This window comes from Mesobacillus sp. (genome assembly GCF_047739415.1).
Lineage (GTDB): Bacteria > Bacillota > Bacilli > Bacillales > Cytobacillaceae > Mesobacillus.
Genome location: NZ_JBIQOE010000012.1, coordinates 1 through 25,571, shown reverse-complemented (window position 1 = coordinate 25,571; position 25,571 = coordinate 1). Strand labels below are relative to the sequence as shown.

At 42.8% G+C, this 25,571-nt stretch carries 26 protein-coding genes and 1 riboswitch; of the genes, 3 read left to right on the top strand and 23 right to left on the bottom strand.

Going from position 1 to position 25,571, the window contains the following annotated elements:
- Positions 1-116: 116 nt before the first annotated feature.
- The 7 genes from ACH0QE_RS01045 to ACH0QE_RS01015 form a co-directional block, all read right to left on the bottom strand.
- Complete coding sequence (locus ACH0QE_RS01045) at positions 117-914, bottom strand: ABC transporter permease subunit (RefSeq protein ID WP_415798890.1); 798 nt, start codon at positions 912-914, stop codon at positions 117-119.
- Between the two features lie 3 nt (positions 915-917).
- Complete coding sequence (locus ACH0QE_RS01040; protein ID WP_415798889.1) at positions 918-1,802, bottom strand: ABC transporter ATP-binding protein; 885 nt, start codon at positions 1,800-1,802, stop codon at positions 918-920.
- 50 nt (positions 1,803-1,852) lie between these two features.
- Entirely contained in the window at positions 1,853-2,482 is a 630-nt protein-coding gene (locus tag ACH0QE_RS01035; protein WP_415798888.1) for a TetR/AcrR family transcriptional regulator, read from the bottom strand.
- A 139-nt stretch (positions 2,483-2,621) separates the two neighbouring features.
- Positions 2,622-3,248: an arylformamidase gene (gene kynB / locus ACH0QE_RS01030; RefSeq protein ID WP_415798887.1), complete on the bottom strand. Its 627-nt coding sequence runs from the start codon at positions 3,246-3,248 to the stop codon at positions 2,622-2,624.
- Between the two features lie 211 nt (positions 3,249-3,459).
- Positions 3,460-4,293 carry a tryptophan 2,3-dioxygenase gene (kynA, locus tag ACH0QE_RS01025; RefSeq protein ID WP_415798886.1) on the bottom strand — a complete coding sequence of 278 codons (834 nt, stop codon included), beginning with the start codon at positions 4,291-4,293 and terminating at the stop codon, positions 3,460-3,462.
- Between the two features lie 16 nt (positions 4,294-4,309).
- Entirely contained in the window at positions 4,310-5,596 is a 1,287-nt protein-coding gene (gene kynU / locus ACH0QE_RS01020; RefSeq protein ID WP_415798885.1) for a kynureninase, read from the bottom strand.
- Between the two features lie 115 nt (positions 5,597-5,711).
- Positions 5,712-6,698 (bottom strand): hypothetical protein, encoded by a 987-nt coding sequence (locus tag ACH0QE_RS01015; protein WP_415798892.1) that lies wholly within the window; start codon positions 6,696-6,698, stop codon positions 5,712-5,714.
- A 234-nt stretch (positions 6,699-6,932) separates the two neighbouring features.
- On the opposite strand from ACH0QE_RS01015, the gene ACH0QE_RS01010 reads away from it, so the two are divergent.
- Positions 6,933-8,060 (top strand): CAP domain-containing protein, encoded by a 1,128-nt coding sequence (locus ACH0QE_RS01010; protein ID WP_415798884.1) that lies wholly within the window; start codon positions 6,933-6,935, stop codon positions 8,058-8,060.
- 443 nt (positions 8,061-8,503) lie between these two features.
- On the opposite strand, the gene ACH0QE_RS01005 is transcribed toward ACH0QE_RS01010, so the two are convergent.
- From ACH0QE_RS01005 to ACH0QE_RS00960, 10 genes are all read right to left on the bottom strand, one after another.
- Positions 8,504-9,745, bottom strand: a complete 1,242-nt coding sequence (locus tag ACH0QE_RS01005; protein WP_415798883.1) for a S8 family peptidase — start codon at positions 9,743-9,745, stop codon at positions 8,504-8,506.
- Between the two features lie 240 nt (positions 9,746-9,985).
- A complete protein-coding gene (gene zupT, locus ACH0QE_RS01000) occupies positions 9,986-10,795 on the bottom strand; it encodes a zinc transporter ZupT (protein WP_415798882.1) in 810 nt (269 codons plus the stop codon).
- Between the two features lie 355 nt (positions 10,796-11,150).
- The gene (locus ACH0QE_RS00995) at positions 11,151-12,029 is read right to left on the bottom strand and encodes a peptidylprolyl isomerase (protein WP_415798881.1); all 879 of its coding nucleotides are present in this window, start codon (positions 12,027-12,029) and stop codon (positions 11,151-11,153) included.
- A gap of 13 nt (positions 12,030-12,042) precedes the next feature.
- A complete protein-coding gene (locus tag ACH0QE_RS00990) occupies positions 12,043-13,245 on the bottom strand; it encodes a S1C family serine protease (RefSeq protein ID WP_415798880.1) in 1,203 nt (400 codons plus the stop codon).
- A 208-nt stretch (positions 13,246-13,453) separates the two neighbouring features.
- The gene (gene ribH / locus ACH0QE_RS00985) at positions 13,454-13,924 is read right to left on the bottom strand and encodes a 6,7-dimethyl-8-ribityllumazine synthase (protein WP_214910015.1); all 471 of its coding nucleotides are present in this window, start codon (positions 13,922-13,924) and stop codon (positions 13,454-13,456) included.
- Between the two features lie 35 nt (positions 13,925-13,959).
- Positions 13,960-15,153 carry a bifunctional 3,4-dihydroxy-2-butanone-4-phosphate synthase/GTP cyclohydrolase II gene (locus ACH0QE_RS00980; protein ID WP_415798879.1) on the bottom strand — a complete coding sequence of 398 codons (1,194 nt, stop codon included), beginning with the start codon at positions 15,151-15,153 and terminating at the stop codon, positions 13,960-13,962.
- Between the two features lie 11 nt (positions 15,154-15,164).
- Positions 15,165-15,821 (bottom strand): riboflavin synthase, encoded by a 657-nt coding sequence (gene ribE, locus ACH0QE_RS00975; protein WP_415798878.1) that lies wholly within the window; start codon positions 15,819-15,821, stop codon positions 15,165-15,167.
- A 12-nt stretch (positions 15,822-15,833) separates the two neighbouring features.
- The gene (gene ribD, locus ACH0QE_RS00970; RefSeq protein WP_415798877.1) at positions 15,834-16,916 is read right to left on the bottom strand and encodes a bifunctional diaminohydroxyphosphoribosylaminopyrimidine deaminase/5-amino-6-(5-phosphoribosylamino)uracil reductase RibD; all 1,083 of its coding nucleotides are present in this window, start codon (positions 16,914-16,916) and stop codon (positions 15,834-15,836) included.
- Between the two features lie 147 nt (positions 16,917-17,063).
- A riboswitch (FMN riboswitch) is annotated at positions 17,064-17,208 on the bottom strand.
- A gap of 56 nt (positions 17,209-17,264) precedes the next feature.
- Complete coding sequence (locus ACH0QE_RS00965) at positions 17,265-17,606, bottom strand: metal-sensitive transcriptional regulator (protein WP_415798876.1); 342 nt, start codon at positions 17,604-17,606, stop codon at positions 17,265-17,267.
- A 127-nt stretch (positions 17,607-17,733) separates the two neighbouring features.
- Complete coding sequence (locus tag ACH0QE_RS00960; RefSeq protein ID WP_415798875.1) at positions 17,734-17,934, bottom strand: hypothetical protein; 201 nt, start codon at positions 17,932-17,934, stop codon at positions 17,734-17,736.
- Positions 17,935-18,035: 101 nt separating this feature from the next.
- Between ACH0QE_RS00960 and dacB the strand changes: the two genes are divergently transcribed.
- The gene (dacB, locus tag ACH0QE_RS00955; protein WP_415798874.1) at positions 18,036-19,526 is read left to right on the top strand and encodes a D-alanyl-D-alanine carboxypeptidase/D-alanyl-D-alanine endopeptidase; all 1,491 of its coding nucleotides are present in this window, start codon (positions 18,036-18,038) and stop codon (positions 19,524-19,526) included.
- A gap of 515 nt (positions 19,527-20,041) precedes the next feature.
- On the opposite strand, the gene ACH0QE_RS00950 is transcribed toward dacB, so the two are convergent.
- Positions 20,042-20,956 carry an NERD domain-containing protein gene (locus tag ACH0QE_RS00950; RefSeq protein WP_415798873.1) on the bottom strand — a complete coding sequence of 305 codons (915 nt, stop codon included), beginning with the start codon at positions 20,954-20,956 and terminating at the stop codon, positions 20,042-20,044.
- A 192-nt stretch (positions 20,957-21,148) separates the two neighbouring features.
- Complete coding sequence (locus ACH0QE_RS00945; RefSeq protein ID WP_415798891.1) at positions 21,149-21,745, bottom strand: cell wall hydrolase; 597 nt, start codon at positions 21,743-21,745, stop codon at positions 21,149-21,151.
- A gap of 584 nt (positions 21,746-22,329) precedes the next feature.
- Here ACH0QE_RS00945 and ACH0QE_RS00940 point away from each other — a divergent pair.
- Positions 22,330-22,572: a hypothetical protein gene (locus tag ACH0QE_RS00940; RefSeq protein ID WP_415798872.1), complete on the top strand. Its 243-nt coding sequence runs from the start codon at positions 22,330-22,332 to the stop codon at positions 22,570-22,572.
- Positions 22,573-22,620: 48 nt separating this feature from the next.
- Here the strand turns inward: ACH0QE_RS00940 and ACH0QE_RS00935 are convergent, their stop codons facing one another.
- The 4 genes from ACH0QE_RS00935 to ACH0QE_RS00920 form a co-directional block, all read right to left on the bottom strand.
- Entirely contained in the window at positions 22,621-23,256 is a 636-nt protein-coding gene (locus ACH0QE_RS00935) for an FMN-dependent NADH-azoreductase (RefSeq protein ID WP_415798871.1), read from the bottom strand.
- 120 nt (positions 23,257-23,376) lie between these two features.
- Positions 23,377-23,976 carry an NADPH-dependent FMN reductase gene (locus tag ACH0QE_RS00930; RefSeq protein WP_415798870.1) on the bottom strand — a complete coding sequence of 200 codons (600 nt, stop codon included), beginning with the start codon at positions 23,974-23,976 and terminating at the stop codon, positions 23,377-23,379.
- A gap of 25 nt (positions 23,977-24,001) precedes the next feature.
- Positions 24,002-24,859, bottom strand: a complete 858-nt coding sequence (locus ACH0QE_RS00925) for a VOC family protein (RefSeq protein ID WP_415798869.1) — start codon at positions 24,857-24,859, stop codon at positions 24,002-24,004.
- Positions 24,860-24,873: 14 nt separating this feature from the next.
- Positions 24,874-25,281: a DoxX family protein gene (locus tag ACH0QE_RS00920; protein ID WP_415798868.1), complete on the bottom strand. Its 408-nt coding sequence runs from the start codon at positions 25,279-25,281 to the stop codon at positions 24,874-24,876.
- Positions 25,282-25,571: the final 290 nt, after the last annotated feature.

Sequence of the window (25,571 nt, the reverse complement as noted above, 5' to 3'; positions counted from 1 at the left end):
GAGTACTTGGCCATGCCCGAGGCGACCATGAAGATGACACCGATACACCAAATGATGAGCGACTTGAGATTTGCTTTCATTTCCCTTTTAAAAAGATTCATAGCTTTCCCTCCTCCCTAAACGGAATGGACATCTTTTTTTGCATAAAAATAATAGCTGGCCGAGATCGCAGCGATGATAAAAATTACCCCGGCTATGACAAATGAAGTTTCGTAGCTTGAATGTTGCGTGATGTAAGTGGAGTCAAAATAATTGAACGGCGTCAAATAACGTAAAGCTTCATCTTCAGTCGTCGAACTGATCATCCCAAGCATGAAAAATCCAAAAACAGTGCCTAGTGAAACAGAAATCACCGATTTAATTCTTGGGGCGATCACAGAAACGATAATTCCCAGTGCCATGAACATAAGCTGTATGAAAAACAGGGAAATAGCAATCAAGAATAAAGCTTCTCTGTTAAAATCATCCTCTGCCACGAATGATGCCATCACGAAAGTCGCTGCGATAAAAACGATGTTGGTGATCACCAGCGAGACCAGCGCTGCCAACAGTTTAGAAGTGACTACCTGAGCTCTTGTCACTGGCTTAGTGAGCAGGAAGTCAGCTGTCTTTTCTCTCGTTTCCTTTGATAGTATCGAAGTGCCAAGATTCATAGCCTGGATGGCGCCGGCTAGCTTCAGGTAAAGGAATGCGTATGAAAAAAATCCAATCAATGTCGCGATGCTGTCCACCGACAATCCAATCGCTTTCCTCAATTCAACCGGGAAGCCTTCAAGCAGCTTCTTGAACTCTTCTGCATCCTTTGAAAAGGAAGGAAACATTGATAAAAACAAGACAACCATCGCCACCAACGACAAGGTCCAGATAATAGTCGACTTTCGGTATGCCTTCAGTTCATGAAGGAATATATTCATGTTCTATTCCTCCTTTTCATAGTAATGCATGAAAATCTCTTCTAGGTCAGGCTCCTCCACCCAGAGGTTCGCAATCTCAATTTCGGCGATTTTTTTCATGATGGAGTTGATGTTGCCCCTGAAGAGGAAGCTGACCGTTCCGCCGTCCTGCTCAAGCTGGTTCACACCGTCGATATTGAAAATATTTTTATCGATTACGGAATTGGTTTCAATTTTGAATTTCTTGTATGTGTTTTCTTTTAGCGTGCTGATTTTCTCGACAGTGACAATCCGGCCGTCCTTAATGATCGCAACCCTGTCACAAAGCCTCTGCACCTCACTGAGAATGTGGGAAGAAAACAGGATCGTCGCGCCTTTCTTGATTTCTTTTTCAAGAAGGTCAAAGAACTTCTGCTGCATGAGCGGATCGAGACCGCTCGTCGGTTCATCAAGAATGATCAACTTCGGTTCGTGAAGTAACCCCTGGACGATGCCAACCTTCTTTTTATTACCAAGCGAAAGGTCATCGATTTTCTTCGTAATGTCGAGCTCCATGATTTCAGCAAGCTCTTTAATCCGTTTGGTGCAGTCCTTTTTGTAAAAGCTGGCTGAATACTTGAGCAGATCCATAACCTTCATATTGTCATAGTAAAATACCTCAGATGGCAGGTACCCGATATCCCTTTTGATTTCCGGAGCGGCCGTGATAATATCCTTTCCGAAAATCGTCGCGCTGCCGCTCGTTGGGTAAATCAATGATAGTAACGTCCTGATTGTCGTTGATTTTCCCGCACCATTCGGGCCAATGAACCCGAAAATCTCTCCTTCCTTCACATTGAAACTAACTTCCTCAATTCCCCTGGCTTTGCCGTACATTTTAGTCAGATTTTTAATCTCGATCACGTTCATGCCAGACCCTCCCAGATTCTAATTCTTTTTATCTCTTCATTCTCTTTTTCTTAGACAGTCTTGTAAAAAGCCTTCTTCATCATCTCGATATACACTTCGGCTTCTTTAAATGCTTCATCAAAGTCGTGATGTGGCTGGTTCAGCTTTTTGGCTTTTTCTAGTTCCTGGTTGCTGAACCCCTGGAGCGTCCACATGATGATGTTGATCGCTCTTTTGATATCGACACCATTCCTGAACATGGTAATGTCGATATTCTCGAATAAACGGCTGTAGCTTGCCTGGATCAGTTCGGTTTTTGTGTTATTCAGTATTTCCTTTACTTCTTTCGCGGTTTCCATGGAAGCTGCCACCATGAAGTCGAATACTTCCGGATGCCTCGCCATCAGTTTATTTTTCAGGATCATCAGCGTTTTCATCCGTTCGAAAATGTCGCGTTCATCCAGGTCCAATTCATTAAAGAATTCTTCTACCACCACATCCGCAAAGTGGTTATAAATAAATAGATAAAGTTCTTTCTTGTTATTAAAATAGTGGAAAAGCAGCCCTTTCGAGATGCCTGCTGTTTTGACGATTTCATTCGTGGATGCATTTTCGTATCCTTTCAGGGCAAACTCCTTTAGAGCGGCGTTCAGGATTCGTTCTTGCTTTTCATGATTCAGGCTTAAAAATTTTGAAGACATAACGCCCTCCTTAAAAACTCTTATTGACCACATCGGTCAATTCTATTGTATCCCTCATTGACCACACTGGTCAATACAATTCCATCTAAAATTTTCGACAAAAAAGCTGCCCAATCGAATGATCAGACAGCCCTTCAGTTTAATCTTTTTTTCGAATAACAGCTCTCACAGGACTGCCATCCGCCTGCTCCAGCGGCAGAGGCAGAGCTGCGAGCTCGTATTCTCCTGGTTCAATTTGATCGAGTACCAATCCTTCAAGAATATGAATGCCCTGGTTGTTCAATTCATGATGTGCACTCAGTTCCTTGCTGTCTAATGGGTCAACCGATGGCAAGTCAAGGCCAAGCAATTGCACTCCATGCTCAGCAAGATAAGCAGCCAATTCAGGCTCGATATGCGGAATCGACTCCGGAAACACAGACTTATCCTGCCATGCGTCCGTACGGATCACCAAACGCTTGACCCCCTGCAAATCCAAAGATTCTACTTCCTTAACTCCGATACGGGCTGGATTTTGCAAGTGGATGACCTTTGCAGGGCCGATATAAAGGTTAAAATCGAGATCGATCACTTTTTTTCCATCGTTTTCGAAATGAAAAGGTGCATCGATATGTGTGCCGGTATGCGTGCTCATCGTTACCTGTCCGACATTCACAGAGCCGCTTTCTTCCATTCCCCAGCTCACTTCATAATGAAATGGCGTGTCGCCAGGCCAAACAGGAATGTTATCATGTAAAACTTGCGAAATATCAATCCAATTTCCCATACTGTTTCCTTCTTTCTTTTAAGCTCTTTTCTCCAACTTTGTTGCTATTGACTACAAAATAGGATTGATTGACACTTTTTCTTTGCATACTTGACTCCTTTATAATGAGAAAAGAGCATGCAAACTTAATACCGATCAGCAAAATGGCTTTATACACGTTAAAATCGGCTTTAGGATTTTAACAAAAATCTCTACGAAATCAGCCCTTATTTTATAGCTTCGTCCTCAGGCTCCATAGCTCAGGGAAAAATCGGTGGTCTACGACCTTTTTCAAATAGGATACACCGGCGGAACCGCCTGTTCCAGTTTTGTGGCCGATAATCCGTTCAACAGTACTCATATGATTGAAACGCCAAAGCTGCTGCTGGCTGCCGATATCGACAAGCTTTTCCGCAAGCTCATACAAGTCCCAATATTGATCGACGTTACGGTACACCGTCAGCCATGCTTCCTCGACACTGGCATTTGGTTCGTACGGTGCGGACCAATCACGATTTAAGGCCGCATCATCTATCGGCAGGCCACGCATCGCCATCGCACTGATCGCCGCATCATAAATCGACCGTTCGTGCAGCGCGTCCTCCATCTTTTTATACAGGTCGGCATCGTGTTTATAGACAGATAAAACGTGGGCTTGTTTTTGCCCCAAAGCAAATTCAATCAAACGGTTCTGATAGGATTGAAAACCGGATGAATGGCCAAGCTTGTCACGGAATTCCATATATTCAGCCGGAGTCAGCGTCGATAGCACACTCCACGACTGAATCAGCTGCTGCTGGATCCTTGAAACCCTCGACAGCATCTTGAAAGATGGCTCCAGGTCATTTTTGCGGATGCAGTCAATCGCCGCGCTTACTTCATGTAAAATCAGCTTCATCCATAGCTCGCTAGCCTGGTGGATGATGATGAATAACATTTCATCATGGTGATCAGACAAGCGGTGCTGGCTCGATAAGATATTATCCAACTGCAGATAACTTCCGTAAGACAGCTCTTTTGAAAAATCGGTATGAATTTCATGTGAAGTTTTTTGTTCTTCCTTCATGCCAGGTTCCTCCCCCTTACGCCACAACTTCGCGCTCATTACTGAATTTCTCGTATAATTTTTTACCCATTATTTCTTTTAAAATCTGGACAGAATTCCAGACGTCCGTGTAAGAAGTGTAAAGAGCCACAGGTGCCAGCCGGACAATGTTCGGAGCGCGGAAATCAGGTATGATTCCTTTTTCCTTTAACGCCTTGCATATCCTTGCCGCTTCTTTATGCTCAAGACTGACATGGCCGCCACGTCTGAAATCCTCTACAGGACTGCCGATTTTAAACCCGGCATCTGGCAGCTCATGCTCAATTAAGTCCATTAAATAACCGTTGATCCTCAATGATTTTTCACGGATATTCTCAATTCCAGCCTCTGCGAACATTTCCAATGAGCCAAGTAAAGGTGCGAGGCTCAATACATGTGGTGTTCCAATCTGGTAGGCACCGGCAGTCTCCGCTGGTGTCAGTACATGCTCCATATCAAACTGCTTGTCTTTCCGAGAACCAAACCAGCCTGCAAGTCCAGGCTTCGCGCCGAAATGGCTCGAGTTCACATAAAGACCTGCGACTGCTCCTGGCCCGCCATTCAAATGCTTATAATTGCACCAGTAGGCAAAGTCGACTCCCCAATCAGAGAAGGCATGCGGAATCGCTCCAATTGAATGGCAGCCATCGAAACCAATCAGGATCCCCCGGTCGTGAGCCGCCCTTGTCAGCCGCTCCATATCGAGGATTTGCCCACTGCGGTACAGCACAGTCGGCAGCACGACAAGCGCAATTTCTTCTGTCATCGCCTCAATGATATCGTCCTCATCCAAGAACCTGCCATCCCTGCTTTTCACCCTAATCAGATGCGTATCTGGATCATAGCCATGGATTCGCAGCTGGCTTTGAAGCGCATAGATATCAGAAGGGAAATTCAATTCATCGGCAAGAATCTTTGTCCTCTTCCCCTCCGGCTTATAAAAAGTAGCCACCAGCTGATGCAAATTGACCGTTGTGGATCCGCTTACAATAACCTCCTCAGGAGCAGCACCAACGAGCGGAGCTGTCAATTCTCCTAGTCTTTCAGATAAATAGAACCAAGGGTGGTTGCCTTCCATCCAGCCATCGATCCCACGCTCACGCCAGTCGGCCAATGATTCAAGCAATGTTTGCTCAGCCCTCTTGGATAGAAGACCAAGCGAGTTTCCATCGAGATAGATTGAATCAGGTTTCAGGTAAAATTCATCCCGGTAACGGGCTAATAGATCTTCACGGTCAAGCTGTGCGGCATATTCCGCATCAGGTTGAAAAGAATAAGGCTTCATCGTCATCTCTCCCATTCCATTTGCAACTAGAGAAATCGTAACAAGAACAGAAGCAAGCGTCAACAAAAGGTCTGATAATTCTAAAAAGAAAAAAACAGCCCCTATTGAAGGCTGTTTAAGCAAAACGATAATAAATCAACACAAAGGTCGATAAGACGAAAATGAAGTTCAAGAATATAAAGATGAATTGGTCCACTCTTGTTTTGTGCATTTTGATTGGCGGATTATAGAAGGATACGCCTTCGATGATGAAGATGACCAAGACAATATGGATCATGAAATGGCCGATGATTTCTGTAGAGCCGAATAACATGGTCGTTAAAATAAAGATGGTTGTGACAACGAAACCTAGCACTCGATTCAGAATACCGACTACAAGCAAATAGCCGACTACGAATTCAACAAAAGCCGCCATTACGATGAAGGCTCCTGGTACAAAGCCGAAAGTAGGCACCTGGTGGTTTGCGACGATATCCAGAGACATGGTCGGGTATACCCATTTTTCTACGGCGACCCAGCATAATGAAAGTCCTGTCCCCAAATATAAAAATGGGAAGCCAACGTTTTCAAGCTTAGTGCTGCCGACAAGCAGCACGCCGATGATAGCCACATAAAAACCGTAATCAAGCATATAAAAAATACCATGCTTTACAGTGACCATGATGAATAGGATCAGTAAAATGGCTGCCCCTAATTTTGTTGCGATATGGTGCGGAACAAGGAGGAGGCCAATCGTGATCCACGCTAAAACCGTCATCAAGGTGCTGTCCAACTGGAACTCCGGTGCAAACAAGGTACCGTTTGTGACTTGGATAATCAAAGCGACTGCCGTTCCGTATTTCAATAAATACCTGGAATATTTCCGGAAGCCTGAAAGGTAATCATCCCACTTTTTGATTAGCTGCATTTGAGCCATTTTTGGAATAATTATAGTCAATGAAGCGAGAACAAATGCCGCCAGTAAGGCAAGCCCCATGAAAAGCGGTGAAAGTATATTCTCAATCGATTCTTTTTTTGGTGCCACCTCGGTAAACCATTTTACGTGAGCATTTGTATAAAAAGGTGTCAGAATAAGTCCTAATCCAATGATGATTTGCAACATTTTTTTCACTATAAAACCTCCTGGCAAAATAAACACTATCGAGATAGTAATAATACTACTGAATCATAAGTTATGATCAGCAGAGTTATGAACATTATGTGAATTATTTCACATATTTTAAGTTTGGATAGTTTTACTAAACAAAGTTTGCCCTGTCACCAAGCTAGTATGCTTTTTTAATCAAGTATTAATGGGTATATTGGTGATAAGGAACTAAGGATGGTGAGAAAACTCTTGAGACGTTTATTTTCCCTCTTAATTTTTGGGGCACTGCTTTACTTTGCATGGCCATTTTTAACGAATGAAAAAGATCTTCAAAGTTTAAATACTGAAATAGATAAGTTAAAAGAAAATCCTGAACTCAGCAAAGCATTGGAAACGGTGAACAGCGGGATAAATCAGCTGATATGGCAGCTAAATGAGAAAAAGGAAGAATTGACTCAGGGTGAGCAAAACCTTTTGCCTAAAGTGGCTAAACCAGAGCTGGAAACCCCTTCTGAGAAAACATTCACCATCCATAATATTGGCATTGGTGATACAAAGGGTGATGTAGAAGCTCAGCTTGGCGCACCGAAACGTGTTTCCGTGAACGAGTACGGAACTGAATGGCATGCCTATCACGAGAATTTCCAAAACTTTATCATGGTTTCATACAGCAAAGATGGGATTGTGAATGCATTGTACTCAAACCAGGATTTGATTGCGGCTAAAAATGGAATCAAGTATGGTGCTCCAAAAGATACAGTCCGTCAGACGCTTGGCGAGCCGCTTAGCGAGATTAGGAAGGGACTTGTCTATTACCAGTTCCAAAAAGATCAGGAATATGACGTCTATAATTTGGATGACAGCTATGTGACTGTTTTTTATGATAAACATAAGAATAACACTGTGACGGCAATCCAGATTGTCAGCGAAAAACTGGAACAAAGCAAGGCAGGCTTTTATACTGAGGCTAGTGAGGCATTGAAGGAAGGTTTTGAATATCAGCTCTTCGATTTGACTAATGCTTCTAGGCTTGTTCACGGGTTGGGTGTTCTTGAGTGGGACGATCAGGTCAAGGTAACTGCCCGCAAGCACAGTGCCGATATGGCGGAAAACTCATATTTCAGTCACACGAACCCCGAAGGACAGTCGCCTTTTGACAGGATGGAAGAGGATGATATTGCGTTTTCCGTCGCCGGGGAGAATCTGGCCTATGGACAATTCAGCAGCATTTTCGCCCACGAAGGCTTGATGAACTCACTCGGACACCGCGAAAATATACTGAAATCTGATTTCAAGTTGCTCGGTGTCGGAGTCGCGTTCGGTCCGAAGCATGAGCCTTATTTTACAGAGAATTTTTATAGTAAGAGGAAGTTTTAAACCGATTCCCTATTTTGCAACTGGAAAAAATCGCGAGAAATTTCCAATTCGCTATAAAAAGTCGAAACTCGCTATAAAAATAAAAAAGTCGCTATAAAAGGTTGAAACTCGCTATAAAAAAAGAAAAGTCGCTATAAAAATTTTAACTTTTAGTTATATATCGCAACGATGCCACTTAACAAGCATGATAATGACCAATCTTCATTGTAAAATTCCATGCTTTTTCATTCCTGAATCATTTTACTGGCGATTTTCACAACTTTATTGGCGATTTTCAATTTTTATTGGCGAAAAAATTTATTTATTGGCGATATCCACATACTTATTGGCGAAAATCGAATTATATTGGCGAACTGGAAATTCCGAGCGTTTTTTTCCAGTTCGCGAAGAACAAAAAAACCGCTTAATCAAGTTCTCTGATTAAGCGGTTTTTCATTCAATATTTACTTCACACGCGGGAATCCGAAGCCTGATGCATAGTCATCACCAGATGCTGCTCCTGATCCGCCAAGGATATCGTTCGCTTTTGCTCGGTTCTGGAGTTCCGCGCGAAGTTGTGTATGGCTCATGCTTGGATTTGCTGCCCAGATTTTCGCTGCCAATCCGGAAACGTGCGGAGTTGCCATTGATGTTCCGCTAATTGTGTTGTATGAACCGTCATACCAGGTTGATTCGATTGCTCTTCCTGGAGCGGATACTTCCACATCGAGCTCACCGATCACATAGTCACCGTCAGTCAGGGGGTTTCCGCGGGAAGAGAAGTCTGCGACACGGTATGTACCGTTTTCCTGCACATCCTCAAGAGCTGCGACTGCGACTGCATTTTTCAACGCACCTGGATAACCAATGGTATTGGCACTCGGTCCGCTGTTTCCAGCCGCTGCCACGACGAGGACACCTTTTCCATATGCATAATCAACAGCATCAGCAATCAGCGTGCTCTTGCTGCTTGATCCAAGTGACATTGAAATGACAACATTCGAGCCTGTGCGAACTGCTTCATCTGCAGCATGCTGAATCGCACCAGCGATGTCATCCGAATAGCCTGAGCCCTGGTCATTCAAAACCTTATATGCCCACAGTTCCGCTTCAGGAGCTACACCATAAATTCCATTTCCAGATCCTCCGTGTGCCAAGACGGTGCCGGCAACGTGAGTACCGTGACCATTCTTATCTGTACAAGAACCATTTACTAATGGTGTCCGGCGATTAGTAAAGTCCTTACATTGTTCATCGCTGCCAGCTAAATCGGTATGAGCAACATTTACTCCTGTATCAAGGACCGCTACCTTAACACCGTTGCCGCCGGATGTTGCCTGAAGGCTGCTGTCATTATAGATTGCTTCCATCCCCCATGGTGTACGGTCAGATGGCGCAGCTTGAGCGCCTGAGCCTGGCTTTGCTTCCAGCTTCACCTGAGAAACTGTTTCCACATTTAAATTCTTATTATGAAGTAGTGCCTGATATTGCTTCGCATTTACCGTTGTTGTAAAACCATTTGTTCCAAAATCCCATCTTGCACCGTATTGATCCTTAGCCTTCGCTTTTTCAGCTGTCGGACCCTGGATTAATACCCGATATGAATCCTGTGCCTCAGGTGCCTGGCCAAATGCCCCCGCCGTAAACATAGATAACCCCATTGTTATGCTTAATAGTGCGGCTCCTAGTACTTTCTTCTTTTTCATTCAACCACTCCTCTGCATTTTTTGGTGTTGCCGGTTTTACGGGCTCTATTATATTTAAAATATTCTGATAATATCAATATGCTAAACTATTCATTTTTGAGTCTTTCGAATCAGGATGATTTACACGTTTACAAAAAAATCATATGTACAAAGAACTGTTTTGAATTTTCCCAATATCCAAAGAACCAAAAAAAGTGACCATTTTTTTACAGGTCACTCTTTCGTGCAGGAAATTACACCTTATATAAATAGCAGGAGACTGACGGCCATTACTGCCATCCCGGCAATTAAACCGTAAATAGCTAGATGTGATTCATCGTATTTTTTTGCCGCCGGCAGTAATTCATCTAGTGAGATGAATACCATGATGCCAGCTACAGCTGCGAAAATGACGCCAAACATAATGTCATTCAGGAATGGCATTAAGAATAGATATGCTGCAAGTGCGCCAATCGGTTCGGAAAGACCTGACAGAAATGATAGTTTAAAGGCTTTCTTCTTATCGCCAGTCGCAAAATAGACTGGTACGGAAACGGCGATTCCCTCAGGAACGTTGTGGATGGCAATCGCGATGGCAATTGCCACACCCAAAGCCGGGTCCTGGATGGCCGATGTGAAGGTTGCGATCCCTTCAGGGAAATTGTGTATCCCGATCGCGAGAGCTGTAAATGTTCCCATTTTCAGCAGAGCAGCGTCATTTGAAGCTTTTGAAGGAGCATTCATATCCTCGACTTTTTTCAGTTCATGAGGATTTCCCTGCTTTGGTATGAACTTATCGATCAAGGCAATTAACAGGATACCCGCGAAAAAACCGCCGACCGTTGCCCAGTTGCCTAATTGTACGCCCATCGCAGAAACGAGAGAATCCTTCGCTTTGACAAAGATTTCAATCATCGACACATAAATCATCACACCTGCTGAAAACCCAAGTGCTATCGAAAGAAATTTTGTATTGGTCCGCGATGTAAAAAAGGCAAGAATACTGCCGATCCCAGTGGCAAGACCTGCAAACAATGTCAAACCAAATGCGAATAAAATTTCCTCTGTCATTTTTATTCTCCTTTGAATATCAATTTTGAGCCTGCCCGTCGAATTTCATAAAAAGAAAAAAATAATTCTTAATTTATGCCACAAAACGAAATTTGTTTCACGCACAAAACTTTTGGGCATTTTTATGACCAAATTATGGCCGAACACTAAAATGTTTCCTTTGGTCAACTTTTAGGGTGCAGGATTCCTTTTACTAAAAAACAATATATGCGTTCGAATTAAAAAGTTGCCTTTGGTCAACATTTTATCGTAAAGGAAACTTGACCTGCAACTAAATAATTTTAGAATTTTTATAATTGGTTACATTTTTCATTAAAAAAACCTCTGCAAAATGCTGCAGAGGCTCAATAACTAACTATAGATAATTTTTTATTTCATATTCCGCTTTTTTCTCCTCCAGCCAGTTTGGATACTCAGCCTGGATTTTTTGGTCAACTAACAACTCTTTAATATCTTCCTTATGATCATCAAACTCTGCGGCCTTCGCTGCTTTTTTATCAATAAGCTTGATAATATGGTAGCCAAACTCTGTTTTTACTGGCTCACTGATTGCATCGACTTCCAATGCGAATGCTGCCTTCTCGAATTCCTCGGCCATTTCCCCCTTTCCGAAATATCCAAGGTCTCCACCGTTAGCCGAATTGGATGAGTCTGTTGAATATTCTTTTGCCAATTCAGCAAAGTCTTTTCCATTCTCAAGCTCTTCCTTGACTTTCTTAGCCGTTGCTTCATCTTCCACCAATATATGGCTCGCCTTAACCTGTTCCTTTTGGTCAAAAGAATCTTTATTCTCCTCGAAGTATGTTTTCATTTCCTCTTCAGTCACATCAACGGAAGGTTGAATCATTTTTTCCGCGAGCAGATATATTTCGATGTCCTTCCTGATTCTGTCCATTGATACCTGCTTTTGCTCAAGTTCCGAAGCAAATGCTTCTTCACCGCCATATGATTCCTGCAATTTTGTTAACTCTTCATCGATCTCATTCCCCGTTACTTTTACCTTTTCTTTTGAAGCTTCCATTTCAATCACTTTGTTTGTGATCAAAGTATCCAACATATCGGCACCATACATTTCCGTTAATTTCGTGTTCAATTCTTCCTTCGTGATTTTCTCCTCATCGATGCTCGCTGCAGTTTCTGTTTTTGTAAAAGCTGTTGCAAAAATTAGGATAATCCCTAAGAAAACCGCTGTAAATATCATTAAGAGTTTATTATTTTTCATAAAAGAAATCATTATTTTCCTCCATTTATTCTGCATTAGCAGCAGACAATGCTACCTGTAAGGTTTGTTGCTTGCCGTCACGGTATATTTTTAATTCGGCATTGTCGCCAGTTTGAAGTTTCGTATACATATATCTTCTTAGATCACTTGCATTGCCTATTTTTTCATCATTGATCCCCACGATGACATCCTGTTCCTGGAGTCCTGCGGCAGCAGCCGCGGAATTAGGGTCAACATAGGTAACCATCGTCCCAGAGTCCACGCTCTCTGGCAGGTTTTCGAGGTACATATCTGGAATTTGCGCCAGATCAGCAAGGCTTACACCTAAATAAGGTCGTTCTACTTTTCCTTTTTCAATCAGTTGGTTTACGATTGGCAAAGCTTCATTGCTCGGGATCGCAAACCCGAGGCCTTCAACGCCATTTTGCGATATTTTCAAGCTGTTGATGCCAATCACTTTTCCATCCGTATTGATTAACGCGCCGCCGCTGTTGCCCGGATTGATTGCGGCGTCTGTCTGGATCACGTTCATTTCCCATTCGCCGGCAGAGGTTGGCACAGAGATTGAACGGTCTACGGCACTAACGATTCCCTGAGTCACAGTCCGCGATAAGTCCAGGCCAAGCGGGTTGCCGATAGCCAGGACCTGGTCGCCAGCCCTTAATACAGAAGAATCACCAAATTCGATGACATCCGCTGCTTTAGCTGCATCAATTTTTACAACCGCTAAATCGGTCAATGCGTCGGCACCGACAACTTCTGCATCAACTTTCTCTCCATTGTACAGGGAGACTTCAACCTTAGAAGCACCTTCAATGACGTGATTGTTCGTGACGATGAAAGCACTGCTTCCTTCTTTCTTAAAAATAACCCCAGAACCAGACCCGCTCTCAACATTTCCCTGGCTTTGCGCAAATGGATTGCTTTGCGATTGAATATTGGTGATGCCGACAATTGATTTCGAAGAAGTTTCAATGATATCAGCAATCGATCCAGAGCTTTTTGATGAGGTTGGTGTCGTGACGATATTTGAATTATTTTCTGTGACTGATTCTGTTTGAGGCTGCAGCTGATTTCCTGCGTCAGCTTCTGTAAAATTCACCGCCGCAAGTGTTATCGCCGAACCGACTACCCCAGCCATAACAGTGGACATTATGCTTTTGAATGTATATGATTTTTTGACCGGCACCGGTTCCTGGTACCGCGAACTCTGTTCAAAATCGTTCATGGTTTTTCCTCCTCGCTTCTAACTTGTCTTCATCTTAACCAGAAAATATGAACAAATTATTAACAAACTGCGGCAAGGGTTTTAAAATATGGGGAAGATTTTTGCGTTAAAGGTGGAATTATGAATTAGAAATGCCCTGGGGACTCGAGGGGCTAATTTTATCCAATAAAAAAGCTGCAGACAAGGATGCCTGCAGCTTCAAAAACTTTTACATTTCAATATTCTTCATCAAATTCGCCATTTCAATCGCGGACATTGCAGCGTCCCAGCCTTTGTTGCCAGCTTTTGTGCCAGCACGTTCGATTGCCTGTTCAATGGTATCTGTTGTCAATACCCCAAAGATGACCGGAACACCTGAATTCATCGCTGCAGCTGATACTCCCTTTGCTGTTTCATTGGAAACATAATCGAAGTGTGGAGTGGATCCGCGGATGACTGTGCCTAATGTGATGACCGCGTCATACTTATTACTTTTAGCCATTTTTTGCGCGACCAATGGAATTTCGAACGCACCCGGAACCCAGGCAACATCGACATTGCCTTCCTCAACCCCGTGTCTTTTCAACGCGTCCTGCGCGCCGCCCAAAAGCTTGCTTGTAATGAATTCATTGAAACGGCCGACAACGATTCCGACTTTAAGACCTGTTCCTACTAAATTACCTTCAAAAGTTCTGTTCATGTCCTATTCCTCCAATTAGATGGTTTGATTTCCATTTAAAAATTAAGTAAATGGCCTAATTTGCTATGTTTTGTTTTTAAATAATTCTCGTTTTCTTCCCTTGTAGGCATTTGGATCGGCACACGGTCGACAACTTCCAGGTCATATCCCTTAAGCCCTTTGATTTTCCTTGGATTGTTGGTCAGCAATTTAATTTGCTTGATGCCAAGGTCTTTTAAGATCTGAGCTCCAATTCCATATTCGCGCAGGTCAGCACCGAATCCAAGCTTTTCGTTGGCTTCTACGGTGTCATATCCCTCTTCCTGAAGTTTATACGCGCGAAGCTTGTTCATCAGGCCGATGCCTCTGCCTTCCTGGCGCATATATAATAGTACACCGAGCCCTTCTTTGTTTATCTGGCTCAATGCCGCATGCAGCTGCGGGCCGCAATCACAGCGGAAGGAACCGAACACATCTCCTGTCAAACATTCGGAATGGACTCTGACAAGCACCGGCTCGTCCGGATCGATTTCTCCTTTTACTAGGGCAATGTGCTCTTTGTCATCTACTACATTTGAATAACCGACTGCCTTGAAGATTCCAAACTCAGTAGGAAGATTGATTTCAACTTCTCTGTTGATCAGCTGGTCCTTCCGATTGCGATATTGAATGAGATCTTTTATCGTAATCATTTTCAAATCGAACTGGTCTGCAATTTTGCGCAGCTCTGGGACTCGAGCCATCGTGCCATCTTCATTCATGATTTCGCAGATGACCCCGGCAGGCTTGGCACCGCTTAATTTAGCGAGATCAACCGCCGCCTCCGTATGGCCAGCTCTCCTTAGTACTCCGCCTTTTTTGGCAACAAGCGGAAAAATATGTCCAGGCCTTTTAAAATCAGCGGCCTTTGATTCCGGGTCAAGCATGCTTAATACAGTGGCCGAGCGTTCGAAAGCGGATATCCCGGTTGTTGAATACTTATGGTCGATGCTGACGGTAAAAGCCGTACCGTGTGGATCCGTATTCCGTGATACCATCGGCATTAAATCTAGCTTCTGGGCTAAATCCTGTTCAATTGGTACACAAATCAATCCCCGACCGTGTGTTGCCATAAAATTGATGACATCTGGTGTTGCCTTCTCTGCCAGAGCGATGAAGTCTCCTTCATTCTCACGGTCTTCATCGTCACAAACAATGACTACATTTCCCTGCATGAGTTCATATATAGCCTCTTCAATTGGATCAAACATTTTCATCACCCTCACATAAACCCGTTATCCTCTAAGAATTGGGCTGTAATATTGTTCCCTCGTTTTGGTGCTGACGGAAACTGGTTGCTCAAAAAGTGCCCCACATACTTGCCAATCATGTCACATTCAATATTGACGATGTCCCCTTTTTCCTTGAACCCTAAGACTGTATCTTTTAAGGTGAGCGGAATCAACGATAGAGTCAGGCTGTCTTCTGAAATCCCGAAAACAGTCAGGCTTGTACCATCAACAGCGACAGAACCTTTCATGATGACATATTTCAATAATTCAGGCTCTACTTGAATTTCATAGTAAACGGCATTTTCTATTTGATTCTTTCCTTTGATGACCCCGACTCCATCCACATGGCCGGCGACAAAGTGTCCGCCGAACCGGCCACCCGCTGCCATCGCTCTTTCCAGATTCACCTTCGATCCTCTTTTTACCGTCTTCAGACTGGAAGCTTTGACCGTTTCCGGCATGACATCAACTGTAAATCTGTTCTCGGTAAAGGAAGTGACGGTCAGGCATACTCCGTTAACAGCAATGCTGTCTCCAAGATGGACATCTGTAAGGACTTTCCTTGCGTCAATGGTAAGGACAAATGATTCGCCTCTATGCTGAATATTGGCGACCGTCCCGATTTCTTCAATGATCCCCGTAAACATACAAACCTCCTTCTAAACCGGCTCGGCAATGACTCGGATATCCTGGCCAATTTGTTTTACATCTATGATTTTTAAAGAAACTGTATCCTCAAGCCGGGCAATGCCTTCGCCTCCGTAGGCAGCCGGAGCATTTTTCCCGCCGAGCAGCTTTGGAGCAATATACGTGATCACTTGCTGAAAGGCCTTTTCTTTTAAAAAGCTGCCATGGACCTCAGCTCCGCCTTCTACGAAGACAGAATTGATGCCTCGGTCTCCCAGTTTTTTCAGCATGTCATGAATCCCGACTTTCTCGGTTTCTAACCCGATAATCTCTATGCCTAACTTAGTAAATTGCTTTATTCTTTCAGGCTCTGCCCGTGCTCCGGTCACGATAATGGTTTGTGCAGCCCTGTCATTTATGATTCTTGAATCCAGAGGGGTGCGAAGTGCGCTGTCCAGAACGACCCTCACCGGATTTTTCCCGCCAGCTTCAAGCCTTGTCGTCAGGCTAGGATTGTCTTTGATGACGGTGTTGACGCCAACCAGTATCGCGTCATGTGTATGGCGAAACTGATGGACATCCTTTCTTGCCTCTTCACCTGTAATCCACTGGCTCTCACCAGTCACAGTAGCGATTTTTCCATCAAGGCTGGTGGCTGACTTCAACGTAACATAGGGCAAGCCAGTGCTTATGTAATGAAAAAATACTTTATTCAGGGCTTTTGCTTCTTCCTCCATTAACCCAACCTGGACATCTAAGCCTGCCTCTAGCATCTTTTTCACTCCTGCCCCGCCGACAAGCGGATTCGGATCGACCGAGGCGACAAAAACTTTCTTGATTCCTGACTCTATAACCAAATTTGAACATGGCGGCGTCTTCCCGAAATGACTGCATGGCTCAAGAGTCACATATAGTGTGGCACCTTTGGCTTTTTCACCTGCCATGGAGATTGCGTGTACTTCAGCATGGTGCTCTCCAGCCTTCAAATGGGCACCCATCCCAATGATCCGGCCGTCTTTTACAAGAACAGCACCAACCTGGGGATTTGGGGAGGTCTGTCCTTCGGTTGCACTGGCGAGATTGATGGCTAGTGCCATATAGTCCTGATCGTTCACATTAATCCCTCCTTTCTAATTTTTCCCTCGGGCAATGTAAAAATAAAAGAACCCCGAAACAAAATTGCTTCGGGGTCCCAAAAAAGGCAATGGCAAACTAGAGGGTCTAAAAAGGGCATACTTATCCCGCTTCGTTAAATCCTCGTTTTTTTCCTTCTCCCATCCAGACTTTAACTGTCGGCCCTGGAGTTTCACCAGATCCACCGTTTAACAAATGTTAACCGGGTCACGGACTAAGAAGCATCGCTTCATCACCGCCGGTTGGGAATTTCACCCGACCCCGAAGGAATGTATTAAGTTAGAGTCATTATACAGAACATTAGGTTAAATGAAAAACAATACAACCTTTTATTTTTTCATCAACTTCTCAATCGTTGTCAACAGCTCATCAATGACTTCATTATCGCCATCCTGAATTCGTTCGACGATGCATGATTTCATATGGCCTTCGAGCAGAAGTTTAGCCACACTGTTCAAGGCAGCCTGTGTTGCGGAAATTTGCGTGATGACATCGTCGCAATATGTATCTCTCTCAATCAGGCCTTTGATGCCGCGAATTTGTCCTTCTATCCGATTCAATCTCGTCACAAGATTCTTTTTCGTTTTTTCAGAGTGATGGCTCTTTCGTTCTGATGAGCAACAGCTGTCACCACATTCAGATGGGTTCACTTCGGGCTCTAAAATGTCCATCTAAAAACCCCCTTTTATCTTTTAAACTTATTTTATCATACCCCCTAATAGTACCTATCATAAAAGCTATTTATTCTTTTAAAAAACAAAAATACACCCCATGAATTAGGGTGTAGTACATTAGGTCTTAAATTTGACTGTTCTCTCTCCTGGATTGTGAGAGTAACAGAAGCTCTCTTGAAATCCCTGCCGCAAACATGCTGCCTGCTAGAAGCGCCAATGTTCCGTAAAGAGGATCTGTCACCTTTGAAAAAATCAGTTGAACATAGAAGTAAAATCCTGCTCCGATGGCTAGAATGAGTAAGGTATTCAAAAAGTATCGGTACATTTTTTCCCTCCTGAACCTTATATTATTTAAAACATTATCATAGACTCTACTAGTTGGTTATTGGGAAATTTCCTGTCGAATACAGTTGATACATGAAAGGAATGAACAAAAAATTGAAACAAAAAACTACAGCAATCATCATATTTTCACTTGTTACCATCTTAGCCATCATTCCGTTTTTTCATACTGAAGAACCGCCGGCTAAGGCAGTTGAACCTAGCGGGAAGCTCTCATCAGAAATCAGTAAACTGTTAGCAAATGAAACGGTACTTGATGGAGCTTTGGCTGGTGTCAGCATCAGGTCTGCGAAAGATGGAAGGCTTTTGTACGAGCATATTGGTGATACTCGGTTGCAGCCTGCCTCTGTGCTGAAAATGTTTACAGCTGCTGCGGCGTTTTCGGTTTTAGGGGAAGAATACCGCTTTACAACTGAAGTATTGGCAGATGGAAAAATTGACGGCGGAACGCTTGCTGGTGACCTTTATCTAAAAGGAATGGGTGATCCGACCTTGCTTCCGGCAGACTTTGATGAGATGGCAAAGAGACTTAAGAGTAAAGGAATCAAGGAGGTGGCCGGCGATTTAGTGGCTGATGATAGCTGGTATGATGATGTCCGTTATTCTGAAGATTTAACCTGGAATGATGAGCATCAATATTATGGCGCCCAGGTTTCCGCCCTTACTGCTTCGCCGAATCAGGATTATGATGCAGGCACTGTTATTGTCAATATTTTACCAGGAAAGAAAGGAAAAGCAGCAAATCTTTTACTTGAGCCTGAAACCGATTATGTAAAAATCTTAAATGAAACGGTAACTGTAGATTCCGAGGGAGAACATGACATAATAATTGAACGAGAGCATGGGTCGAATAGCATTTCAGTAAGGGGAACAATCCCGGTCTCCGCTCATAAAGCAAGAGAATGGGTTGCCGTCTGGGAGCCTTCCCTTTATGCAGGAAGTCTTTTTAAAAAGTCATTAGAAGACCATGGGATAAAAGTTGTTGGGAAAATTATAAAAGGACGTGCGACGGAGACAATGACCAGGATAGTTTCTCATAAATCAATGCCGCTTGCAGACCTGATGATACCCTTCATGAAATTAAGCAATAACGGACACGCTGAAGTACTGGTAAAGGAGATGGGTAAGGTCGTTCAGGGTGAAGGCAGCTGGGAAAAAGGACTTGAGGTCATGGATGCAGAGCTTTCCAGAATTGGGATTGACACTAGCCAGCTTGTGTTGCGAGACGGATCTGGAATCTCTCATGCCAATCTCATTCCAGCGAATGAAATCTCAAAGTTACTATATCTTGTTCAGAGTGAGAAATGGTCCCCTGCTTTCCAGCATTCACTTCCAGTTGCCGGAGATGAGCTCAGAATGGCCGGTGGAACAATGCGCAATAGGCTGAAAGAAGAGCACCTGAAGGACCGTGTATCCGCTAAAACAGGGACGCTGACAGGTGTAAGTACGCTAGCAGGCTACGTAAAAACAGCTAGCGGGGACACTCTTATTTTTTCGATTATGCTGAATAACCTACTGGATGACCGAGAAGGAAGGAAGGTTGAGGATCAAATCGTTAGGATACTTGCAAGATAGCGCATTAAACCTTGAAATGTACCCTTATGTAACTGTATTCGGCTTCATTAGGATATGAGTAGACTTGAACCGTACCCTTATGTGGCTGGATTTTACCTCATAAGGATACGATTGGGCTTGAAATGTACCCTTATGTAACTGTATTCGGCTTCATAAGGATACGATTAGGCTTGAACTGTACCCTTATGTGGCTGGATTTTACCTCATAAGGATACGATTGGGCTTGAACCGTACCCTTATATAACTGGATTCGGCTTCATAAGGATACGATTAGGCTTGAACCGTACCCTTATATAACTGGATTCGGCTTCATAAGGATACGATTGGGCTTGAACCGTACCCTTATGTGGCTGGATTTTACCTCATAAGGATACGATTAGGCTTGAACTGTACCCTTATGTGACTGGATTTTACCTCATAAGGATACGATTGGGCTTAAACGGTGCCCTTTTGTAACTGGATTTTACCTCATAAGAATATCTTGTTCTCCATGGTACCCTATTAGCCATGCTCCGTTATTCATCTTTAGTTATATAGTGTGCCGAACGGCCAGCGCCGATCAATGTAAAGTTTTCTAAAAGAGTGTTTCTAATGGGCTTTTTGGTTTTAATAGAATTGCACCATTCATGAACCATATTGACTGTTAATGCTTCTTCCGGAAAAAGTAATAGGATATCCCTAACACTTCTTAATACTGCTTCATGAATATTTTCCCGCTTCCCGCAATTATTGCATATTAATGTTTTTCTCGTGACTATGGTATTCAATGTATGACAATGAGAACAGGCTATTCCCTTCTTCAATTTCTCGAAATTATATTCAGGGAGCCTCTTATACGGTGAATCGTGGGAATGCAGGGAAAGCAGCCTATCTGATAGATTTGTATGAGTATTTTTTATTGGGGTAATTTGTTTATGCAGATTATGAAGAAGTCTTGGAATCTGGTTAGGAAAGATAATTGGTAAATTACGCGGAGCTTGATAGAGGTAAAAGTTCGGGTTCACGAAGACTAGAGTTGATTCAATATTAATGTTGAATCCAAGGTCTCGTACCAACCTTCGAAGGAGAGACTCTGCTCTTTCCATTTGATGTAGAGGATTCTTGATTTCTACTCCATTGTTTGTATACCACCTATCCCCTTCAGTATAATAATCGCCTTCGAAATACTTTACTTCAAACAAATGGATGATCCTGGAGATGAATAGGGAATCGATTTGAAATTTGGTATTTCCATGTTCAAGGAGTAGATCATTCATAACCAAGAAGCCTTTTTCAATCTCCTCCATCTTGCGATCAAAAATTACTTCTCCTTCATAACCTTTTTCCAGGTAGAGATAGTTACTGTATTCTTTCGGAGACAAGTTCATACGGGCATTCAGTATCCTCAGAATCTGCAGTTCAAGGGATTCTACACGTGATTTTACTATCAAAAAACATTCCTCCATTCGCTATGTATTGCAATTAAATAGTATGTTTTATTTGAATATTTAACAAGTTTTTTTACTTTAAGTGTCATGCAAAAAGTCCCCGCAAAACCAATTGAGAAAAAGCCGTACAGATTGAGAATCTGCACGGCTTTTTTCCGGTTTAGTTCATGAAACTTTGGTGACCTTTTGTTAAGGTTACTTAGCAAATCTATGATTTCCAATTGTTACGGTCACTTCTCTTGAAAACACCCATTTACTTACTGCTGTTTTAGGGTTAAAGAAGAACAATGAGCCGCTTCCTTGCCCTCTGAATGCTAGCGCTTCTTTCACAGCTTTCTTGGCTTCTGCATCTGCCGGCTTATTGATCGCGCCATTTTTTACAGGAGTGAAAGCATAGTAGCCGTTTGCCTTTTCATAGACAACTCCTTTTAATGTGTTAGGGAAATCCGGGCATGCTACTCTATTCAAGACAACAGTCGCTACTGCTACTTTCCCTGCATATGGCTCGCCTTTAGCTTCAGCATGGACCAGCCTTGCAAGCAAGTCCTGATCTGCTGCTGATACTGTTGCAGCCGGGATGGTCAACTTTTGTCCTGGATATAGTAGAGTGCTAGTTCTATTATTCACTTTCTTCAATTCTGTCAATGGCACACCATACTTGCTGGCGATTCCCCACATTGTATCTCCTGTTTTCACCTGGTAAGTTGCCGCTTCAGCAGCTGCGCCCATTGAAAATAAAGATAAGGATACCACCGCTGTTAGCGTTGCCAATGTTTTTTTCATTTTTTTCATTTTTCTCATTTTCCATACCTCCCAGTAGAGTTGCTCTGTTTCTCTACTAATAAGGCTAGCAGTTGTAACATAGATATTCATTGTCCAATAAGTGCCATTGAGGGGAAAAGTCTTCTATCCATTGCAAACGCTTGATTCCTTTTAAACCTAGAAGTTTATTCCATTCCCGTCGGCTTTCCTTCTATAACCAGACTTGTAAGTTAACGGTTCAAATTTTACATAGTGTTACAGGTTTGTAACTTGGTAACTTGCTATAACTATCACGAAATTTAATCTCAGGATCCTGACTGATAATCACCTGTTTAACAGCGAGGTATTTTATTTTATTGGCGAAAAACAAAATATATCGACCACATTTTGCAATATATCAGCGAATTTTTGATTTTATCGACCACATTTGTATATATATCGACCACTTTCCCCAATATATCGACCAACTCATATCCAACACATGGAATCAAAAATAGCTAATTCATATACTCATAGGGAGATTAATAATTTATATTGATTACTTAATTAAAATAATTATAATTAATTATTGATTTTAATTGAAAGGTGTTATCATTTAGCTATAAACCAGAGTGATGAGCAAGTTAGAACATAAATATCTCAACGCCAGGAAGTTTGATAAAGAATTCGGCTACCGTGTTGACTATAAAAAGTCCGGTGTCTTCTTGAGCTCGGCTGGCGAAAAAGCTGATCCAATCTTCAGCAAAGGAGAAGTTGAAGGCGGACAAGACGAATACATTATGACCTTCGCGCCAGTCAAGGATCGTACCAATTGTGTCCTTGAAGTTGGAGAAGACCTTATCATTACATTGAAATAGTATAAAAGCAGGCCGGTAATAGAACCGGCCTGCTTCGTTTTTTACTCATTAGAAGGTGTGTGCCAAATCCTTAGCACGCGCGATTCCGTTTTCTTTGATTTCTTGTGCTTTTTCTGGGTTTGCATTGTGGCCTTCAAGGTATAGGCATTCGATTGAAGGTACACCGAAGAAATGCATTATCGTTTCGATATAGCGGTTTCCCATCTCCATGTTCGCTGCTGGTCCTTCTGAGTAGTAACCTCCGCGTGCCTGGATATGAAGGGCTTTTTTGTCTGTCATTAAGCCGACAGGACCTTCCTGCGTATACCTGAATGTTTTGCCTGCTACAGCCACTGCGTCCAGATATGCCTTCATGACTGGCGGGAATGAGAAGTTCCAGAGCGGCGTCACGAAAACAAATTTGTCTGCTGCTGTGAACTGGTCAACCAGTTCAGCAAGACGACCGATCTTTGCCTGTTCCTCTGCGGATAGAGCAGAGAACTCAGTACCTTTTTGAAGCTTGCCCCATCCGCCTAATACGTCGGCGTCGATGTGGGGAATGTTTTCCTTATATAGATCCAGATGGATGATTTCATCATTCTGGTTCTGCTCTTTGTACGTATCGATGAACGCTTTTCCTGCTGCAAGACTGAAGGATTGTTCTTCAGTTAGCGGGTGTGCTGTGATATATAAAACTTTAGTCATGTTGTAATTCCCACCTATTCTTTGTTGATTTTAAACTATTTCGAGAAAAATAAATCTCGAAATTAAAATAGCTTACTTCGAGATATTAATCCGTTTTTAATCAAAGGTCAAAAGAAATGCTTACCTCAAAGTTTTCAGTGCACCGCTCCATGCCTCAACCTCATCCAGCATCGCATTGATGTTATCGAGGTGCAGGGCTTGTGGCTTGAATTCTGTACCGTTCTCAAAGTCTGTAAATAGGGATAATGTCGGATGTGTACGGACGTCGGCAATTTTTAATTCACCACAGATCCCTCTTAAATGCTCAGCTGCCCTTGCTCCACCCGTCGAACCATAACTTACGATTCCAGCAGCTTTGTTGTTCCATGCTTCACGTGCAAAATCAAGCGCGTTTTTCAAGGCACCTGTAATACTGTGATTGTACTCCTGAACAATAAATACGAAACCATCAAGGCTTGCAAGCTTTTCATTCCAGGCAGCAATCCCTGGCTCAGAACCATCAGTTGTGCCTAGGAAAGGCAATTCAAAATCAGCAATATCCACGATCTCATAATTTACATTTTCACGTTTGTCAGCAATCCCCTTTACCCATTCGCCAACCTGGGGGCTGACACGTCCCTGTCTTGTGCTTCCTAAAATAATTCCGATATTCATTTTTTCTGTTGTCATGATTGTTTCCTCCTTCTTTTGTCTTCCAAAAAATTTATCTAATAAACCCATTATTTTCACCTTCTATTCTTTCAATTTACTTAGCTGTTTCCAGCCTGATTTTATTTCCCGAAGGATCTGCGGTTATGGATATGCCATTTTCTTCTGCAACAGATGCGCCAATTTCTTTCAGCGAGGCGATTGTTTCATTCAAACTCGCTTCATCCGGCAAAACTAGAGCAAAAGATTCAAGCCCTACACTATTAACAGGTGGTACAGGGGCACCCAAGCCATTCCAGGTGTTCAGCCCAATATGGTGATGGTACTTTCCTGAAGAAATGAAGAGAGCCTGTGGTCCGTATCGGCTTACCACGTCAAAACCAAGTCCCTGTGTGTAAAACTCTTCTGTTTTTGCTAGTTCTGCTACATGTAAGTGGATATGTCCCATGACTGTTCTAGCAGGAAGCCCATTCCAGGCTTGCTCCTTTACCTCTGCAAGAAGGTTTTCTGCATCCAGAGCCTGAGTGGCCATCACCACTTGCTGCTCATTCCATTCCCATTGGGATGCTGGTCTGTCTGTATAGATTTCAATTCCATTTCCATCCGGATCTGCTAAATACAGAGCTTCACTTACAAGATGGTCAGATGCCCCCTGCAATGGATATCCAGTCTGCAGGAAATGCTTCAGTACTTTTGCCAGGTCAGTCCTGTCAGGCAGCAGAAGCGCGAAATGATACAATCCAGTAGTTCTTCCCTTCTTCGGGATCACATCCGATGGCTGCTCAAGGCTTAATAGGACAGTTTTTCCATCGGCAGTTAATTTTGCGGATTTATCCGTTTTTTCATATACCTTAAAACCAATTACTTCTTGATAAAAGGCAAGGGAGCGTTCCAAACTTTGTACCTTTAGATTTACTTGGCCTACAAAAGTAACCGGCGGTTGATGAAAACTCATATTTACTTCCTCCTTTAAGCATTTTTTGATTGAAAAATTACATTATCCAGGGCGAAAAGAGATTTGTTTGTAATGGCAAGGAAGATGGACATTGCCAGCAGGGTCAGATCAAGCTCATAACCCGCCATTTGTCCATTTCCCAGGAATCCTCCGGCAAGCTTCACCTTTACAATAGCTACCGCTAAAACAATCGCAAATAAAATTGAATTGATTCTTGTTCCTACTCCCAGCACCATCGCTAAACCGCCAACAAGCTCAATTAAGGCAACAATGTACGCGGAGAATCCAGGCAACCCAAGGCTTTCAAAAAAGCCAGCTGTATTACCGATGCCCCCCTGGAACTTCGCTGCTCCATGGATTAAAAAGGTAACTCCTAAAATTACTCTCAAAACGGTTGCTGCTCCTTCATGCTTATTTATCATTTCCATAACTCTCCTTTAAAATTGGTCAAACTTAGCTGCAGTAAGTTGGTTACTTTATGTAAGTAACTATATTACTGTAATTTAGTTACGTCAAGTATATTTTTTACAAAAAGTAATTTATTTTTCATTTGTTATGTTTATAATATAAATAAGGAGCATTCCTGTTAAGAGGATTTTCGGGGACTTGAACAAAAAAGAGCCCTCTTGGTATGATACGGGGTGTCAAATCGTGCACCGAATTGACCCCTAACTTAGGTAACCAAGGAGGACTCCAACATGGATTTTAAACA